Genomic DNA, 16,663 nt, shown 5'->3' with positions numbered 1-16,663 from the left:
GAAAGAACTGAGAAAGCGATGGAAGAACTTCGTAAAGCAGGATATATTCAATAGTAAAAAGCAGAGCAGGGATGCAAGATATAGTATCAGTATCCCTGTTCTGCTATTTTAAAATTTTAAAAACTCGATTTATAAGGTAGGAACTCATGAATGCGGTTGTTGAGACTCCAATAAAGAGATAGAAAGTGATTCCCAATAGAAAGATATGAGGTGATTCTGTCATAAGTATGGAGGGGCCAATGGTAAACAAGAGTAAAAGTAAGGTGGTAGGGAAGCGTCCAAGAGAAAGTAGAAACGCATTTTTAAACATGAAATGAGTCTTGTTCTCAAAGGAAGCAATCAGTGGAAATATGTAATTTGTTATGGAGGCAAGTATAAAGAAAGTAAACAATGAAACACCTTGCACTAATTTACGGATGGCCAAGGGAAGCTGTGCCGAAATTGTAAAATCAAAATGAAGAATAATCCCGACAAAAGCAATCAAACACCAAGCAATAGTAGATTGCTTGAAGTTCATTTTAAAGGACTTGAAAAAGCTTCTGAAAATGTAGGCTTCTTCATTTTTAGCCATTTTTAGAGTGACGGAGCATAAGGCCGTGACAGATGCTCCTATTGTAATAATAGGTACGCAGCAGATCAAACATAAAAAGTTGAGAATTATAAGATCTGCAAGACGTCCTAAAAATTGAAAAAGTTTTCCTTCTATTGAAAATAAATTACTCATGCATTTTCTCCTTCAAGGTGTATTCCTCACGATAGACGGAAGGTGTTTTGCCTGTTTTCTTTTTGAAACAGGAACTGAAATAGTATTGGTTAGTATAACCGATTTTTCACTGATTTCCTTAAGAGGAATCGTCGTATTAGTGAGTAACTGACATGCGGCATCAATTCGGACACTGGTAATGATATCGGAAATATTTGTACCACTGTTCTTTTTAAAGAGTGCACTTAAATGTGAGGAACTGACGTTGACATAATCGGCAATGTTATTGAGAGATAGGTTAGCATCATTGTAGTGTTCCTTTACATAAGATATAACGGAAGCACAAGTTCTGTCATGGTAAGTTTTTATGGAAGCATTCATTTTTTCGCATGCAAGTTTACAAATTTTGTTGAACCATTTAAAGATTTCGCTGCTGTTGTTAAAGGCATCTATCTTACTATAAACTTCAATAATTTCTTTTTCGATGTTTTTTGAGTCAATATCCATTTCATATAAGAATTTTAAAAGCCTTCCCAGAAGAGTGTAAATCTGTATGAAGACAAGTTGTTTTGTTCGATAATTTGCAAGGAGTTCTCTTGCAAGCTGATTCATCCATTCTTCGAGAGCATCCAAATCTTTTTTACAGATTAATTGAATGAGTTCTTCTTCGTGTTGGGTTTGATAGAATTCCTGAGGCAAGCCCTTTCCTATGGTATCCCGGATGTCAAAAATCTCTTTTTGAGGAAAGAAAAAGCAGTATTCTAAGGCTTTTGAGGCATCTTCGTAAGAAAGAGCCAAATTCCATAAATATTTCACGACATTTCCAATTCCTATATGTACTTCGAAAATCTGAGTATGAAGAGTGCTTGAGAGGTCAGTAAAAATCTCTGTGGCTCTTTTATGAAAATATTTTGAGCTAGAGTAGTTATGCCCAATGATAACAATTAACTCATTAAAATTAGAAAGAATGTGAACCATGAAAAAATCATCTTTCAAACTTTCCTTTATTTTATCAGAAATGCTCATCAAGCTCACATGATATTTTTCAACTCCTATGCGGTCTTTGATTTCTTTCGCGTTTTCTACACGCACAATGATTGTTTGAAAGTAACGGTAATTTAACTCCAAGTTCAGATAGTTGGGATAGTTGTCTAGACTATATTTGGCTTCTTCGCAGGTGGAATTAAGAAGCTCAAAGAAAAAATTGTCAATCATTAATGGTTTGCTGTGTTTAAGAATAGCTAGATTCTTTTGCTCGTTGGCAAGAGAGTTTAAAGCCTTCTTAAGAATTTGTTCCAAATATTCATAGTTTAAAGGTTTTTCAACGTAATCAAAGGCGCCAAGACGGATTGCTTGTTTTGCGTATTCAAACTTATCAAAGGCACTAATTAGAATGATTTTTATATTAGGATGAATGGTCAAAGCTTCCTTGGCAAGTGACAGTCCATCCAACTGAGGCATTTCAATATCGGAAATAATCAAATCTATGGCCTCGCTTTTTAAAATCTCAAGGGACATTTTTCCGTCATAGACTTTGTGAGTTACTTGGGCATTTAGCTGTTGCCAATTGATTCTATTGTATATACCCTCTATAGATAAGTGGTTATCGTCTACAATCATTATCTTATACATAGCTAGGTCCTCTCTAGTTCTCTAGTATTTGGGGGATTAAAATGTGCACAGTGGTACCTTTTCCCAAAACACTCTGAATGTTTACGGTTCCATATTCCTGAATAGATGAAGAAATACGTGTATTTATATTGTTGATGCCAAAGTGTTTGTCATATCGAATGTTTTTTTCGGACAAATCTTTTTGGATATCGGCAAGAATATCAGGTGCAATGCCAGAACCGTTGTCTGTAATTCGAATCGATATCATGTCTTCTTTGTAGGAAATAGATAGTTGAATATGCATCTTATCATTTATACTGGAAATTCCGTGCTGAATTGAGTTTTCCAGAATTGGTTGAAGAGTAAATTTGCAGATTAAAAAATTTTCAATGCCGTCATCCATGTGAATTTCCCAATCAAAAGCATTGTTTTTACAAAGCGCTTCCATGTTCATATAGAGAGTCGCAATCTCCAATTCGTCTTTAATAGGAATCAGTTCATTCGTTTTTTTTAGCAGCCCTCGATAGAACTTCGACAGGTCATAAAGCATCTGGTCTGCTTCTTCCAGTTTATTTAAAGACAAAAGAGTGCGGATAGACCCTAATATATTGTATAAAAAGTGTGGATTAATCTGAGATTGTAGTAGGCTGTAGTTTAGTCGCTCTTCCTTAATCGACAAGTCCAGCACATCCTTAAAACTTTCATCTAATACTTGAAGCATTTGACCGAAATTTTTTGAAAGCTTGTCAATTTCATCAAAATCTTCTTCCTTTGCAGGAGGTGAGAAGGGTAAAATGTTTTGCTCTGGTATTTGATCGTATTTTGTGTTTTCCATAACAACGGAAAGTTGGTTGATTCTTTTTGTCAAACTTCCGGAGACATACATAATTACCAGGATAGTAATGAGAACAATCACAATTAAAGAAACAAGGATAATATTGACCAGGATTTCAGTGTTATGTTTGATGTAAAAATCAGGAATTTCTGTTATTAAGGTATAATTAGAATATACTTCATCAACCAGTACCTCGTTAGAATTTGTGGAAAAAGAGAAATCATTAAGGTGACTTCTATAATTATCAACGCGTTCTTTGGATAATGTGAATCCGATTTGAGCTTCGTCTCTGGCTGCAATAACGGTTCCATTCTCATCTAATAAAAATGAATTAATATCGCTATTTGTGTAAGAATTCTGCAGAATGGATGATAGTTCTTTGGAAGTTATGTGAATTCCAAAGATATAGTCGAATTCTCCAGAGGAGTTTTGGGTAGAACGGTAGCAGGTTAATATTCCGGAAGGTAGGTTCCCTTTAGTTACAGTGACAGGGAACGAGATATTGTTTTGATAAATCCACTTCGGGGACGCACCTATACCAATAAAATTTTCTTTGGAAACAAAGTACTTATTCAAATCATGAAAGCTTAGGAAGTTAAGCCCTTCCTGACTCACGAAGTTGTCAGAAGGAACAAATATACTAATATGATACACATCAAAGGCGTTTGCCAGAGAAGTGATGTTATTTCTTACAGTTGAAAACTGACCAAGATACTGATAAAGAGGCTCCTTTGGGACTTGATTCAAGGCATAGAGATTAAAATGCACGGAGTCCGCCATGTTTTCTGTCTGCTGCATACGTTCGGTAATTGCTCTTGCAACCTGCTGGCTGGAAAGAGAAGTACTTTCCAGCAGCTTATCCTTTGCAATTTTTACAGAAACTGAATAGGAAGTGAATCCAATCGTAAGAATTGGAATTACTGCACACAAAACGAAACATAATATTAATTTTCCACGGAAGGTTCCTTTTACAAACCGAAATATTTTTTTCATTTTCCACCTCATTTATCTTGTGATATTAGTATAATGGAAATAATTCTGCGAAACAATACGTTTTATAGAATACGAAAAATAGTATAAAAGATGCGAAAAATAATATATTTATAATCCACATCGATTTTTGTAAGATGTGTTCAGAAACAAAATCTGAAGGAGGAAATGAAAATGAAAAAGAAGAAAGTAGTAAGTCTGTTATTGGTAGCTTCAATGGTAGCGAGTATTGCAGTTGGCTGTGTGAAACCAAACGCAGGAAATGACAAAAAGGAAGTGGAACAAAATGAAGGTTCGAACAAAATAACAATTATGTCTCAGGATACTACCTTTGGTGATGCTTTTGATGAGTATATTGAAAAGGCCGAGAAAGCAACAGGGTTAGAAATTGAAACAGTAGCGTGTCCGACAAATACGGATGACAGACAGGCGAAAATTACTACGATATTATCTTCGGGTGATGACAGCGTGGATATTATCACTATTAATGATGAAATGATGAGTGCATTTAAAAACACTGGATATTTAGAACCACTTCAGGATACCGTTATGTCTGCGGAGATTTTGGAAAAATTTCCAAAAGAGTACATGGAAGAAATGACAATGGTTGGAGAGAATGTTTATTCTGTTCCATGCTTTATGGATATTCTGGCTTTCTGGGTAGATGAAGAGAAGATGGAAAAAGCTGGAATCGATGAAATCAAAACAAAAGAAGATTTCGAAAAATATGTGGTGGCAAATTCTGTAGATGGCCAGTATGGATATGGTGACGCTTGGGAAAAAACTTATGTTTTTAATTCAATTGGAACCTTTGTCAATCTCTTTGGTGGAGATTATTATGATTGGACAAATCCAAAGACACAGGAGGCTGTTAAATTCATGTACGACATGATGAAAAATGGAGAGACTCCAATTGCACAGCTGGCAGACCAGTATGACCCAATGATGCAGAAGTTTTTTGACGGAGAGTATGCATCAGTTTTTATGTATGTAGGAGCAATTGACACTTTTATTAAGTCTGGAAATTATGGAGAAGACAAGCAGCATATTGCGCCAATGCCCACCTTTGAAAATAAGACAGCTTATATGTCTACATGGGGGTACGTACTCAACAGTGCATCAAAGAATAAAGATGCCTCTGAGAAATTTCTGAAGTACGCAGCGAGTGAACAAGGAGAGCTTGATTATACTGCGATGTGTTCAAGAATTCCTGCTAGATCAGATGTATTAAATAGTGACGAACTAGAAGAAATTGGTATTGAGGGTCTGGATGCAATTAAAGAATATGTAAATGAAACGGAACTTCGTGCACGTCCAATGGCACCCCAAGCAATGGAATTTATTAGTGAGATGGGTTCTTTATTTCAGCAGTATATATCAGAAGACTTGACAATGGAAGAATATTGTGAAAAGGCACAGACATCTGTAGACACATATATTACGGAGTAGGAGTTCAATGGAAAAGAAGAAAAGAAAGTTATGGATTGCATGGCTGCTTGTTTTGCCAGTGGTTTTAGTAAGAGGTTTTACGACAATTTACCCAATCATTATGACATTTATAAATAGTACTTACGATATGAGCCTTTTAAAAGGTGAAGAATTTCATTTTGTAGGATTGGGTAATTACATGCGGATATTAACAGACCCGAAATTGATTACTTCAGTTAAGTTTACTGCGATTTTTACAATAGTTTCAATGACTTTTCATCTTGTTTTAGGAGTTTGTCTGGCATTAATGCTTAATATGAAATTTAAAGGAAAGAAATTTCTTAGAACAATTGTGCTGATTCCATGGGCAATGCCCATGGTTGTGGCAGGATTGGCGGCAAGGTGGGCATTTAATGATACCTATGGTCTGATAAATGATTTGATTAGAAGAATTGTACCGGGATTTCATTTCGATTGGCTGGTCAAATCAGGATCAGCCAGAGCGGCGGTGATTGCAGTGGATTTGTGGAAGGATTTACCCTTCTTTGCCATTTTAGTTTTAGCAGCCTTGCAATTTATATCTTCGGACATTTATGAAGCGGCTAAGATAGATGGGGCAGGAAGTATTCGAGCATTTTTCTCAATTACTTTGCCCAATATAATGAAGACAATTTTAAGCTTATCGATCTTTTTTACACTTTGGAGAATGACGAGTTTTGATCTTGTATATGCTATGACTTCTGGGGGGCCGGGAGATTCCACCACATTGGTGGCGTATCGAATTATGCAGGAGGCTTTTACGAATCTAAACCTAGGCTATGCATCGGCGATAGCAGTGTGTCTGTTCCTGGTTATGGTTGTGCTAAGTTTTATCCAGCTGCGGGCAATTAAAAAATTTGATTGATTTAAGAGGAGAAAGATGAAGAAAAGAAAGAAAAAATCTCCATTAGGTATTTTTAGGTGGGTGCTAACGGGAATAGTTTCATTTATTATTTTGTTCCCATTATACTGGGTGTTTATTTCTTCCATAACGCCGAAACAGGATTTGTTTAACGCGCCAATTAAATATATACCAGAAAATCCCACCTTGGAGAACTATATTCGGTTATTTACACAGATGAAATTAGGAGAAAAGATAAAAAATACGGGAATAATTACGTTTTTTGCCCTGCTGGTTTCAACAATTATATGTTTGATGGCAGCATATGCATTTACCAGATATGTAAGTAAAGGTTTGAAGATGGCTTATGGAGCATTGGTTGCTTCAGCGCTTGTTCCAGGAATTGTAACAGCTAGACCTCTTTATGATTTGTTTAAGATGTTTGGACTTGTGGATACCTTTCCAGGGCTGGTTGTGCTGTATACAAGTGCATTGATTCCCTTCACAATGATTATATTGGGGAATTTTTTGGGAGAGATTCCCGTGACATTAGACGAAGCAGCAGAGGTTGATGGAGCAAATATGTGGCAAAAGTTGTTTTTGATTACACTTCCTCTTATGAAGCCAGCAATTGCAACGATTTTAATCATTAATTTTATAACTTGCTTAAATGACCTATTTACACCGCTGTTCTTTTCACAGAGAATTGAAGTGCTGAGTGTTGCAATTACTACTCTTCCAAGAGAGATGTCTTATAGTATGCCATGGGAATTAGTAAGTACAATGGGCTGGATTATATTGTGTCCAATTATTATTTTTGTACTGTTTTTTGAAAAACAGATTATGGAAGGAATTATGGCAGGAGGAGTGAAGCAATAATGAATACAAATTTGATGTATGGTGGACTGGCAGGTCTTCCAATGCAAAAGAACATCCAATCCAGAACTATTAATGCAGAGAATCCCAAAGGAGAAAAGGGAAAAGGTGGCAGGAGTGCTAGTCACTTGGGACCATCAAGGAAGGGTAATCCCTGTTTGAGACAAATTGCTCCAGGAAAGACAGTGACTTTAGCAGAAATAGAAGGGGCCGGAATTATTAATCATATATGGGTTACTGTAGATAATAAGACCACGGATGCTGACTGCTTTGTTCTTCGAGATTTAGTAATACGTATGTATTGGGATGATGAGGATGTACCCTCAGTGGAGAGTCCATTAGGAGATTTTTTCTGCTGTGGATTTGCAAGAGAATGCAATGTGAATTCTTTACCTATTGCAGTCATTCCAAACAGAGGATTTAATAGTTATTTCCAAATGCCCTTTCATAGTAAAGCAAAGATCACATTAGAAAATCAGCATGAAAATGAAATACCGGCATTTTTCTATCAGATTGATTATAATCTTCATGACAGTTTACCAGAAGATATCGCATATTTTCATGCAAAATGGCGCAGACAAAGAATTACGAATATCGGTGAAGATTATGTGATTGTGGATGGAATTAAGGGGAAAGGGCATTACGTAGGAACATATATTGCACTTTCTACTTTAGAAAGATATTGGTGGGGAGAAGGAGAAGTGAAATTTTTCTTAGACGGAGACGATCCATATCCCACAATTTGTGGAACAGGAATGGAGGACTATTTTGGTGGCTCCTGGAGTTTTGCACACCAGGAACTGGGAAAAACTGTGGAACAAACTTACAATTCTATGTACTTGGGATATCCATACTATAGTAAGAATGATGAATTGATTCATAATCCCTATCACAATGATGATTGTCCGCCGATGCGAGGATTTTATCGCTGGCATATAGAGGATCCCATATACTTTGAAGAGGATTTAAAAGTAACAGTCCAACAAATAGGTGTAAGCTACAAAGGACTTTTTGAAAGACAAGATGATTTGGCGAGTGTAGCTTACTGGTATCAAAGTGAACCTCATTGCCCATTTGACAAGTTGATGAGCAAAGAAGAAAGATGGCCAAGATAGAAGTAAATAAAAAGATAGCCAGTTATAGATTCAAATTATAACTGGCTATCTTTTTTGCGTATTGGACGGTTATAAAATGAGGTGATAATATTGATTCAAATATAGAAAAGGAGGAACAACAATGAAAAACTGGGGATTTGAAACAAGACAAGTACATGTAGGACAAGAGCAAGCCGATATAAGTACAGACGCACGGGCGGTGCCTATTTATGCCACAACATCTTATGTATTTCACGACGCACAGCATGCAGCAGACCGCTTTGGGCTTCGTGATGCTGGAAATATTTATGGAAGACTGACGAATCCGACTCAAAGTGTTTTTGAAGAGAGAATTGCATCTTTAGAAGGAGGAGCGGGAGCATTAGCAGTAGCATCAGGAGCGGCAGCAATTACTTACACCATAGAAGCATTGGCAAAAGCGGGAGAACATATAGTAGCGGCAAAAACGATTTATGGTGGAACCTATAATCTATTGGCTCATACGTTACCATTATCCAATAACATAACAACTACTTTTGTGGATCCAGAAGAAGAGGGAGCCTTTGAGTCAGCAATCAGAGATAATACAAAGGCAATCTTTGTTGAAACCTTAGGTAATCCGAATTCCAATTTGGTGGATTTAGAAAAAATAGCAGAGATTGCTCACAAATACAATATTCCACTGGTGGTGGATTCGACCTTTGCCACGCCCTACCTAATTCGGCCACTGGAATATGGTGCAGATATTGTAGTGCATTCCGCTACAAAGTTTATTGGAGGACATGGAACAGCCATTGGAGGAGTTATTATAGAAGGCGGCACTTTTGACTGGAAAAGCAGTGGTAAGTACCCATGGATTTCGGAAGCAAATCCAAGCTACCACGGAATCTCTTTTGCAGAAGCGGCAGGTCCAACAGCATTTGGTACCTATATTAGAGCAATTCTATTGCGGGATACCGGTGCGACTCTTTCACCATTTCATGGATTTTTATTTCTACAGGGACTGGAAACTCTGTCTTTAAGAATGGAACGTCATGTAGAAAATGCTTTGAAGGTTGTAGACTATTTGGTGAGACATCCTCAGGTGGAAGCGGTTCATCATCCATCCTTGGAGACAGAAGCAAGTCATAGGCTCTACAAAAAATATCTCCCCAAAGGTGGTGGCTCTATCTTTACCTTTGAGATAAAGGGAAATCAAAAAACAGCCCAGGACTTTATTGATCATCTGGAGATTTTTTCTTTGCTGGCAAATGTTGCAGATGTGAAATCTCTGGTAATTCATCCAGCGACTACCACCCACAGTCAAAGTACGGAAGAGGAGCTGGCTGAACAGGGGATTAAACGAAATACGATTCGCTTGTCAATAGGAATTGAAAAGGTAGAAGATTTGATTTCGGCTCTGGATACAGCTTTTGAAGCGTGCTATACTGTAGAAAAACTTTGAGGAGCAAACCGTGACATTAATACAACTGAAGTATTTTATAACAATAGCAGAGACGAAATCATTAAATAAGGCAGCCGAGCTACTATATGTTTCACAGCCTTCTTTGACAAACGCAATGAAGGAATTGGAAAGGGAGTTAAAGATTACCCTTTTCCATCGTAGTAGACGAGGAGTTACTTTAACGGTAGATGGAGTTGAGTTTTTAAAAAATGCAAAATTAATATATGGACAATATCAGGCAGTTTCTGAAAAATATGGTGAGGGAGGAACTTATAAGAAGAAATTCGGAGTTTCTACTCAGCACTACTCTTTTGCGGTAAAAGCCTTTGTCGATATGGCAAAAGAGTTTGATGTGTCAAAATATGAGTTGGCAATTCGGGAAACAAAGACGATGGATGTTATGAATGATGTAAGTACAATGAAAAGTGAGATTGGCGTGCTCTATCTTTCGGAATTCAATCGCAAAGGGATGGAAAAGCTTTTTAGAACAGCAGGGATTGAATTTCATCCATTAATTGAGTGTGAAGCCTGTGTCTACATCTGGAAAGGTCATCCACTGGCAAGAGAGAAATCAATTGGGATGAGTCAATTGAACAAATATCCATGTTTGTCTTTTGAGCAAGGAGATAACACGTCCTTCTATTTTGCAGAAGAAATATTATCGACAAATGAGTATCCTCAAATTATAAAAGCAAATGACCGGGCAACTATGTTAAACTTAATGGTAGGATTAAATGGATATACACTTTGCTCAGGGATTATAAGTGATGAGCTAAACGGTGAGGAATACCTTGCAATCCCCTTTCGGGCAGATAAAGAAAACCCGAACACAATAATGGAGATTGGATATATAATTAGAGAAAATATGATTTTAAGTCAGATGGGAGAGCGTTATATTACACATCTGAAGAACTATTTGGGAGAGGTTTGTTATGAAAATAAATAAAATATTAGAGAAGAAAAAAACAGTATCTTTTGAGATTTTTCCACCGAAGAATAAAGAAGGAGATATTAGCTCGATTTATTCTACTGTTGAAAAACTAAAGGATTTGAATCCGGATTTTATTTCCGTCACTTATGGATCAGGTGGCTCTACAATTGGAAAAACAATTGAAATTGCGGATGTAATCAAAAACGAATATAAGATTGAGTCAGTTGCACATTTTACTGGAGTTGTATCCACAAAAAAAGATGCCAATGATTTTTGTCAAAAGCTGAAAGAATGTAATGTAGAAAATATCTTAGCCCTACGTGGTGATAAGCCACAGGACGCCAGCATTGTGTGTTCCAATGATTTTCAATATTCAAACGATTTAGTAGCTCACATACAGCGCAATTTTCCAGAAGATTTTTCCATTGCAGGTGCCTGCTATCCGGAAGTGCATCAGGAAGCGGATTGCATGGAAAATGACTTGAAGGCTCTAAAGGCAAAGGTGGATGCAGGTGCAACCTTTCTCATTACTCAGATTTTTTACGACAACAATTACTATTACCATTTGGTTCGTGAAGCCCGCAAAATTGGAATTAACGTACCGATTTTGGCAGGGATTATGCCTGCATTAAATGCAAAGCAGCTTTTACGAACCACAAAGTTGTGTGGCTGTACAGTACCCTATGATTTGATTACCAAGATTGAACGGTACTACAATAATGATGCAGCAATGCAAGAGGTTGGAATCAATTATGCAGTTCATCAGATGATTGATTTAATTGCCAATGATGTGGATGGATTACATATTTATACAATGAACAGACCGGAAATTGCGAAAAATATCTTTGCACAGATTCCCAATATTTTAAAAGATTTATAAAACAGGGTCAGCAAATCTGCTGACCCTGAATGCTATTCTTTTTCGGCGAAAACAGCCATGGCTTCTTTCATAAAAGTGGCAAGTCCATCGCCAAACTCATCAATGTTCTTAGTAAACCGTTCATCCATTACATAAAGCTCACCAAGACCTTTAAAAGCCTCTTTTGAATAAGTTGAAAAGTTGTTATTCAGCAAAGAATACCATTCTGCAATGGCGGCTTGTGCCTCAGGTGTATCAGGTGATAAGTGACGAAGAGAAGATAGTTTTTTAAATACTTCATTCATATCTTCGGTTAGTTTTTCTTTTTCACTGGCATCTAAACCATCAAGTCTTTTCTGGGATTCCTCTACTGCCTTGTTTCCATATTTTTCACGTGCTTCTTTTTCATAAGGATTTTTGTCAAAGTGAAATCCGCTAAATTTTTCTTCGGTTGACATAGTAATTTCTCCTTCCATTTCTTTTACTGCCTTTTCCAGAACCTGAACCATCTGATGAATTTGTTTTTGTTTCGCTTTTAGCAGCTTCTTTTGCAGCAACAAAGCTTCTTTTCGGTCGTAGTTCGGCTGGTCAAGGATTTCCTTAATGCTTTTTAAGGAGAAGTCCAGTTCTTTGAAGAACAGTATCTGCATAAGCCGATCGATATTTTCTTCCGAATAGAGCCGATAACCTTTTTCGCTGAGTTTATCTGGAAGCAAAAGACCAATGCGGTCATAGTGGTGTAAGGTGCGCACGCTTACACCGGTTAGTCTGGCAACTTCTGTTACGTGATACATATTGGTGTTCCTCCTTATATCTAAAAGGATAAGCCATAACCTAAGGTAAGGGTCAATTGTTTTTTGCTATTTTTTTGAAAGGCTGTTCCGAAATCAAAAGTCCAATCAAAGTAAGAACAGTTCCTGCAATCGATAAGAGGGTAACTTGCTCTCCTAGTATGAGTACAGAAGTTATGACAGAAACTAAAGGAACGATATAAATATAAACACTGGTTTTAACAGGTCCAAGTATTTTGATGGCATAATTCCATGTAACGTAACAAATGGCAGAAGCAAGTAATCCCAGGAATAATAGGTTAAACAAGTAAAGTGGATTTTTTAATTGTGCAATATCTGGTGAAAATTTGAACAGAGGCAAAAAAGGCACCATAAAAATCACACCATAGAGAAAAATTCTACGGGTTGATAAGATTGTGTGATAACCGTAATTGCTAATCTTCTTTGAAAGCAGAGAGTAGAAAGACCAGACAATAGCAGCACCTACAGCCAATAAATCACCTTTGGGATTTAATGATAAGCGAGCACCATTGATGCTAATGAGACACACGCCGGTCATTGCTGCAACCAATCCTGTGATGAAGGCGGGAGAAAGGCGCTCTTCTTTCATGAAAAAGCGAGAGAGTACCACGGTAAAAAGCGGAGCAATTGATACAATCACACCTACATTGGAGGCTTGTGTATACGTAAGGGCTATATTTTCACATAAGAAGTAGAAGGTAACACCTGTAAGGCCGGCTGAGGCAAAAAGAAGTTCTCTTTTAAAACCTGTAAATCCAAGCTTTTTGGGCCTCAATATTAATAAAGCAAAGAATCCAATTACGAAGCGAAGAAAAAGCACTTCAATTGGCTTAAAGGGAATCAAAAGTATTTTAGTGGAAATGAAGGTAACGCCCCAGATGATTCCAGTTACCAGGGCGAAAGAGTGTCCAAGTATTTTTTTATCCATCGTTTTATCCTTATCTTTTTCTATTGTGCTATTTTAGCAGAAAGATGAAATTACCACAACACAGACGTAGAAATGTGGTGAATTATTTGATACAATGATTATAAAGAAAAGTGAGTGGAGGAGGGATTGTTATGTCAAATCATGTAGTGATATCAATTGGACGTCAGTTTGGCAGTGGTGGTCATGAAGTGGGGAAGCGGCTTGCCAGCCGTTTGGGGATACCTTTTTATGATAAGAATTTAGTAAGCATGGCAGCAGAACAGCTGGAAATAAGCAATATAACGGCTGCAACATTGGATGAAAAAGCACTGGATTATTTTTTGTCCACCTATGAAAATACTGACGAAAAAGAGCCAGACGAGAGCTCCTTGCCTCTTAGTGAACAGATGTATCTTACTCAATCTAAAATCATAAAAAATCTGGCAGAGAAAGGGCCTTGCGTAATCGTTGGAAGGTGCACCGATTATCTTCTTCGGGATTGTAAGAATTGCGTAGCGGTTTTTATTTATGGAAACGAGGAAGACAAGGTTTCACGAATTGCTGATATGTATGGCATATCGGAGAAAAAGGCTAGAGATAAGATTAAGAAGGTAGATGCAGAGAGAAAGTATTATTATGAGAATCACACAGGAAAGGTGTGGGGCTCCATTGAAACGCACCCAATGTTGTTCAATACGAGTTTGATTGGGATTGAGGATGTTGTTGCTGTGTTGGAGAGTGTCTATAAAATAAAAACAAATAAATAGGGAGGGAATGCAGATGAAAAATCATGTTGTTCTTACAATAGGACGTCAGTTTGGCAGCGGGGGACATGAAATTGGCAATCAAGTTGCAACGAGGCTCAACATACCACTTTATGACAAAAACCTAGTTCGAATGGCGGCGGAAAAGCTTGAAATCAGCGAAGATACAGCGAAAGAGGTAGATGAAACCACACTCAACAAGTTTTTGGCAACGTATTTAATTTCTCCAGCGGAATATGTGACATATATGAGCCAGGAAGAGTACATGCCTCCTTTGAGTGACCAAATGTTTGAGGTTCAATCAGGGATTATCAAGGATTTAGCAGATCGAGGCTCTTGTGTTATTGTTGGACGTTGTGGAGACTATGTACTAAAGGATAACCCAAACTGTCTCAATGTATTTATTCACGGAGACAAAGAAGACCGAGTGCTTCGAGTTGCAAAGCTTTATAAGCTTACAGAGCGAAAGGCTCTCGATCGAATGAAGAAAATTGACAAGCAAAGAGAAACCTATTATGCAAGATACACAGGAGGCAGCTGGGGTGAACTGGGAACTCATCAGATCATGTTAAACAGCAGCAAGCTGGGAATAGAGAAGACAGTAGATGTCCTTTGTGACATTTATGAAGGAATGAAAAAGAGAACATAGTGAACCGAAGGGCTGTTGCAAAGGCAGAGATTTCGCAGCAGCCCTTTCAAATAGGAAAGGCGAAGAATGCAAGAAAATAAAAAGGAAAAAGTTAAGTTTAGAAAAAAAGTTTTATTAGCATTAAAAATAGCAATAGGAAGCTTTTTAGCTATTTATATTGCGGAAGCAGTAGAATTACAATTTGCCTCGTCGGCAGGAATTATTACGTTATTGACAATTGTAACAACGAAATGGGAGACTTTGAAATTATCTTTATTTAGAGTCCTTACATTTTTAGGCGCCACTTTTTTAGCCTGGATTCTTTTCTCGAATCTGGAAATTACATGGATGGCCTATGGAGTTTATATATTCTTTATTGTACTAATTTGCTGGGTTACAGGATTGCAAAGTACAATATCTGTAAATGCGGTTATTGGGACACATTTCTTGTCGTCACAAGATTTTAGTCTAACAATGGTAGCCAATGAGTTTTCTTTGGTGCTGATTGGAATCACGATTGCCATTGCAATTAATTTATTTCATCCAAATGAATCACAAAAATGTAGAATTATTGAAGGAATGCGACATACGGAAAAGCAAATGCAACTAATCTTAGAAGAACTTTCGAAGTATTTATTGAAGCATCCTTTTGGCAGGAATGTATGGGAAGATATTAGAGATTTGGAGGTAGAACTTGCACATTTTGTGGAAGAGGCATATGAGTATCAGGATAATACTTTTGCATCTCATCCAGATTATTATATCCATTATTTTGAAATGCGAACAAAACAGACAAACGTATTACATAATCTTCACTATGAAATGAAAAAAATCCGAAATTTGCCAGAAGAAGCGGAAATTATAGCAGAATTTATTTTAGAGATTAAAGAGCATGTGCATGAGATGGTGAACCCAGAAGCATTAATTGAACATTTGCAGCAGTTTTTTGATGAAATGCATACTCAGGAACCGCCCAAAACAATGGAGGAATTTGATGCAAGAGCTAAGCTTTATCACATTTTAATGGACCTGGAAGAATTTCTGGTATTTAAGAAAAGATTTATTGATTCTTTGGAAGATCGACATTTTAAAATCTACTGGGATAAAAATTGTGATGAAGAATCTGGTCAAATATGATATAAATGATAATAGGAAGTTGAAAGGAGAACATCAATGAGAACATCAACAGTGATTAAACAAAATCTACACGGCGGGGAAGGACAGGTTTCAGTAAAAAATATCCTGACAGAAAACGAAATGAAAGATAAATGTGGTTTGTTCGGAGAGATTGTGATTGAACCAGGAGCATCTCTTGGATTCCACATGCACGAAGGAGAAAGCGAAACCTACTACATTCTTTCAGGTGAAGGAATTTATGATGATAATGGAACGACATATCCTGTCGGACCAGGAGAAGTGACCTTTACACCCAGTGGGAGTGGACATGGTATGGTAAACAGCGGAAGCGAAGACTTGGTTTTTATGGCTTTGATTATCAAAGACTAATGATTTGATTTTTTGTGCTGTTATGATATAATTGTCATGAATTTTGTTAAGCATGAGGAGGAGAGATGATGGTTGTAAAATCAAAGAGCACAAAGTCAGCTGCAACAAAAGAGACAGAAAAGACCCCGGCAAAAAAAACAGTCAAGAAAACAGTAAAGAAGGAAATGAAGGTTTCTACTACGATTGAATACTATGGCAATCAATTGAAGGAAAAAGACATTATTGCCAATGTTAAGAAGGCATGGAGAGCGAGTGGAAACAAGGTAAGTGATATAAAAACGATGGAATTGTATGTAAAACCTGAAGATTACTCAGTATATTATGTGATTAATGGTGATAAAACAGGTTCCATATCGTTTTAGTTTAGAAAAAGACTTCTTTTTAAGAAAGGAGTC

The 16,663-nt window shown here is 37.1% G+C and carries 17 protein-coding genes and 1 pseudogene; 12 read left to right on the top strand and 6 right to left on the bottom strand.

The window, feature by feature from the left end; translation table 11 throughout:
• Window positions 1-103: 103 nt before the first annotated feature.
• The 4 genes and pseudogenes from NHH15_RS03635 to NHH15_RS03625 all read right to left on the bottom strand — a co-directional run bounded on the left by NHH15_RS03635 (window position 104) and on the right by NHH15_RS03625 (window position 4,142).
• Window positions 104-724 (bottom strand): YesL family protein, encoded by a 621-nt coding sequence (locus tag NHH15_RS03635; protein WP_262065285.1) that lies wholly within the window; start codon window positions 722-724, stop codon window positions 104-106.
• The gene (locus tag NHH15_RS15845) at window positions 717-827 is read right to left on the bottom strand and encodes an AraC family transcriptional regulator (protein ID WP_416386572.1); all 111 of its coding nucleotides are present in this window, start codon (window positions 825-827) and stop codon (window positions 717-719) included. The genes NHH15_RS03635 and NHH15_RS15845 overlap by 8 nt, the downstream gene beginning before the upstream one ends.
• A 14-nt stretch (window positions 828-841) precedes the next feature.
• Window positions 842-2,323: pseudogene (locus tag NHH15_RS03630) on the bottom strand (response regulator); the annotation flags it as partial.
• Window positions 2,324-2,348: 25 nt separating this feature from the next.
• Window positions 2,349-4,142 (bottom strand): sensor histidine kinase, encoded by a 1,794-nt coding sequence (locus tag NHH15_RS03625; protein ID WP_262065283.1) that lies wholly within the window; start codon window positions 4,140-4,142, stop codon window positions 2,349-2,351.
• 171 nt (window positions 4,143-4,313) lie between these two features.
• Here NHH15_RS03625 and NHH15_RS03620 point away from each other — a divergent pair, with 171 nt between their 5' ends.
• The 7 genes from NHH15_RS03620 (at window position 4,314) to metF (ending at window position 11,672) form a co-directional block, all read left to right on the top strand.
• On the top strand, window positions 4,314-5,588 hold the full coding sequence (locus NHH15_RS03620) for an ABC transporter substrate-binding protein (protein ID WP_262065282.1): 1,275 nt from the start codon (window positions 4,314-4,316) through the stop codon (window positions 5,586-5,588).
• Window positions 5,589-5,595: 7 nt separating this feature from the next.
• On the top strand, window positions 5,596-6,471 hold the full coding sequence (locus NHH15_RS03615) for a carbohydrate ABC transporter permease (RefSeq protein WP_262065281.1): 876 nt from the start codon (window positions 5,596-5,598) through the stop codon (window positions 6,469-6,471).
• 15 nt (window positions 6,472-6,486) lie between these two features.
• Window positions 6,487-7,326 (top strand): carbohydrate ABC transporter permease, encoded by an 840-nt coding sequence (locus NHH15_RS03610; protein ID WP_262065280.1) that lies wholly within the window; start codon window positions 6,487-6,489, stop codon window positions 7,324-7,326.
• Window positions 7,326-8,438, top strand: coding sequence for a glycoside hydrolase family 172 protein (locus NHH15_RS03605; protein ID WP_330639142.1), 1,113 nt, complete (start codon window positions 7,326-7,328; stop codon window positions 8,436-8,438). Before NHH15_RS03610 ends, NHH15_RS03605 begins: the two co-directional genes overlap by 1 nt.
• Window positions 8,439-8,559: 121 nt before the next feature.
• Window positions 8,560-9,861 (top strand): O-acetylhomoserine aminocarboxypropyltransferase/cysteine synthase family protein, encoded by a 1,302-nt coding sequence (locus NHH15_RS03600; protein WP_262065279.1) that lies wholly within the window; start codon window positions 8,560-8,562, stop codon window positions 9,859-9,861.
• A 10-nt stretch (window positions 9,862-9,871) separates the two neighbouring features.
• A complete protein-coding gene (locus NHH15_RS03595; protein WP_262065278.1) occupies window positions 9,872-10,807 on the top strand; it encodes a LysR family transcriptional regulator in 936 nt (311 codons plus the stop codon).
• Window positions 10,794-11,672, top strand: coding sequence for a methylenetetrahydrofolate reductase [NAD(P)H] (gene metF, locus NHH15_RS03590; RefSeq protein WP_262065277.1), 879 nt, complete (start codon window positions 10,794-10,796; stop codon window positions 11,670-11,672). Before NHH15_RS03595 ends, metF begins: the two co-directional genes overlap by 14 nt.
• Before the next feature lie 32 nt (window positions 11,673-11,704).
• Here the strand turns inward: metF and NHH15_RS03585 are convergent, their stop codons facing one another.
• Both NHH15_RS03585 and NHH15_RS03580 read right to left on the bottom strand, forming a co-directional pair.
• The gene (locus tag NHH15_RS03585; protein ID WP_262065276.1) at window positions 11,705-12,445 is read right to left on the bottom strand and encodes a MerR family transcriptional regulator; all 741 of its coding nucleotides are present in this window, start codon (window positions 12,443-12,445) and stop codon (window positions 11,705-11,707) included.
• A 52-nt stretch (window positions 12,446-12,497) separates the two neighbouring features.
• Window positions 12,498-13,391, bottom strand: coding sequence for a DMT family transporter (locus NHH15_RS03580; protein ID WP_262065275.1), 894 nt, complete (start codon window positions 13,389-13,391; stop codon window positions 12,498-12,500).
• Window positions 13,392-13,522: 131 nt separating this feature from the next.
• Here NHH15_RS03580 and NHH15_RS03575 point away from each other — a divergent pair, with 131 nt between their 5' ends.
• The 5 genes from NHH15_RS03575 (at window position 13,523) to NHH15_RS03555 (ending at window position 16,630) form a co-directional block, all read left to right on the top strand.
• Window positions 13,523-14,137 carry a cytidylate kinase-like family protein gene (locus tag NHH15_RS03575; protein ID WP_262065274.1) on the top strand — a complete coding sequence of 205 codons (615 nt, stop codon included), beginning with the start codon at window positions 13,523-13,525 and terminating at the stop codon, window positions 14,135-14,137.
• A gap of 13 nt (window positions 14,138-14,150) precedes the next feature.
• Window positions 14,151-14,783 (top strand): cytidylate kinase-like family protein, encoded by a 633-nt coding sequence (locus NHH15_RS03570; protein ID WP_262065273.1) that lies wholly within the window; start codon window positions 14,151-14,153, stop codon window positions 14,781-14,783.
• Between the two features lie 66 nt (window positions 14,784-14,849).
• Complete coding sequence (locus NHH15_RS03565; protein WP_262065272.1) at window positions 14,850-15,899, top strand: aromatic acid exporter family protein; 1,050 nt, start codon at window positions 14,850-14,852, stop codon at window positions 15,897-15,899.
• A gap of 36 nt (window positions 15,900-15,935) precedes the next feature.
• Entirely contained in the window at window positions 15,936-16,268 is a 333-nt protein-coding gene (locus NHH15_RS03560; RefSeq protein WP_262065271.1) for a cupin domain-containing protein, read from the top strand.
• A gap of 65 nt (window positions 16,269-16,333) precedes the next feature.
• Window positions 16,334-16,630: a DUF6465 family protein gene (locus tag NHH15_RS03555; RefSeq protein ID WP_262065270.1), complete on the top strand. Its 297-nt coding sequence runs from the start codon at window positions 16,334-16,336 to the stop codon at window positions 16,628-16,630.
• Window positions 16,631-16,663 lie beyond the last annotated feature (33 nt).

This window comes from Aequitasia blattaphilus (assembly GCF_024721305.1).
GTDB lineage: Bacteria > Bacillota > Clostridia > Lachnospirales > Lachnospiraceae > Aequitasia > Aequitasia blattaphila.
This window is presented reverse-complemented; position numbering and strand designations above follow the sequence as displayed.

Coding starts and splice junctions, on each gene's coding strand:
- NHH15_RS03635 (WP_262065285.1), bottom strand. CDS start 724: ATGAGTAATTTATTTTCAATAGAAGGAAAACTTTTTCAATTTTTAGGA.
- NHH15_RS03625 (WP_262065283.1), bottom strand. CDS start 4,142: ATGAAAAAAATATTTCGGTTTGTAAAAGGAACCTTCCGTGGAAAATTA.
- NHH15_RS03620 (WP_262065282.1), top strand. CDS start 4,314: ATGAAAAAGAAGAAAGTAGTAAGTCTGTTATTGGTAGCTTCAATGGTA.
- NHH15_RS03615 (WP_262065281.1), top strand. CDS start 5,596: ATGGAAAAGAAGAAAAGAAAGTTATGGATTGCATGGCTGCTTGTTTTG.
- NHH15_RS03610 (WP_262065280.1), top strand. CDS start 6,487: ATGAAGAAAAGAAAGAAAAAATCTCCATTAGGTATTTTTAGGTGGGTG.
- NHH15_RS03605 (WP_330639142.1), top strand. CDS start 7,326: ATGAATACAAATTTGATGTATGGTGGACTGGCAGGTCTTCCAATGCAA.
- NHH15_RS03600 (WP_262065279.1), top strand. CDS start 8,560: ATGAAAAACTGGGGATTTGAAACAAGACAAGTACATGTAGGACAAGAG.
- metF (WP_262065277.1), top strand. CDS start 10,794: ATGAAAATAAATAAAATATTAGAGAAGAAAAAAACAGTATCTTTTGAG.
- NHH15_RS03585 (WP_262065276.1), bottom strand. CDS start 12,445: ATGTATCACGTAACAGAAGTTGCCAGACTAACCGGTGTAAGCGTGCGC.
- NHH15_RS03580 (WP_262065275.1), bottom strand. CDS start 13,391: ATGGATAAAAAAATACTTGGACACTCTTTCGCCCTGGTAACTGGAATC.
- NHH15_RS03575 (WP_262065274.1), top strand. CDS start 13,523: ATGTCAAATCATGTAGTGATATCAATTGGACGTCAGTTTGGCAGTGGT.
- NHH15_RS03570 (WP_262065273.1), top strand. CDS start 14,151: ATGAAAAATCATGTTGTTCTTACAATAGGACGTCAGTTTGGCAGCGGG.
- NHH15_RS03565 (WP_262065272.1), top strand. CDS start 14,850: ATGCAAGAAAATAAAAAGGAAAAAGTTAAGTTTAGAAAAAAAGTTTTA.
- NHH15_RS03560 (WP_262065271.1), top strand. CDS start 15,936: ATGAGAACATCAACAGTGATTAAACAAAATCTACACGGCGGGGAAGGA.
- NHH15_RS03555 (WP_262065270.1), top strand. CDS start 16,334: ATGATGGTTGTAAAATCAAAGAGCACAAAGTCAGCTGCAACAAAAGAG.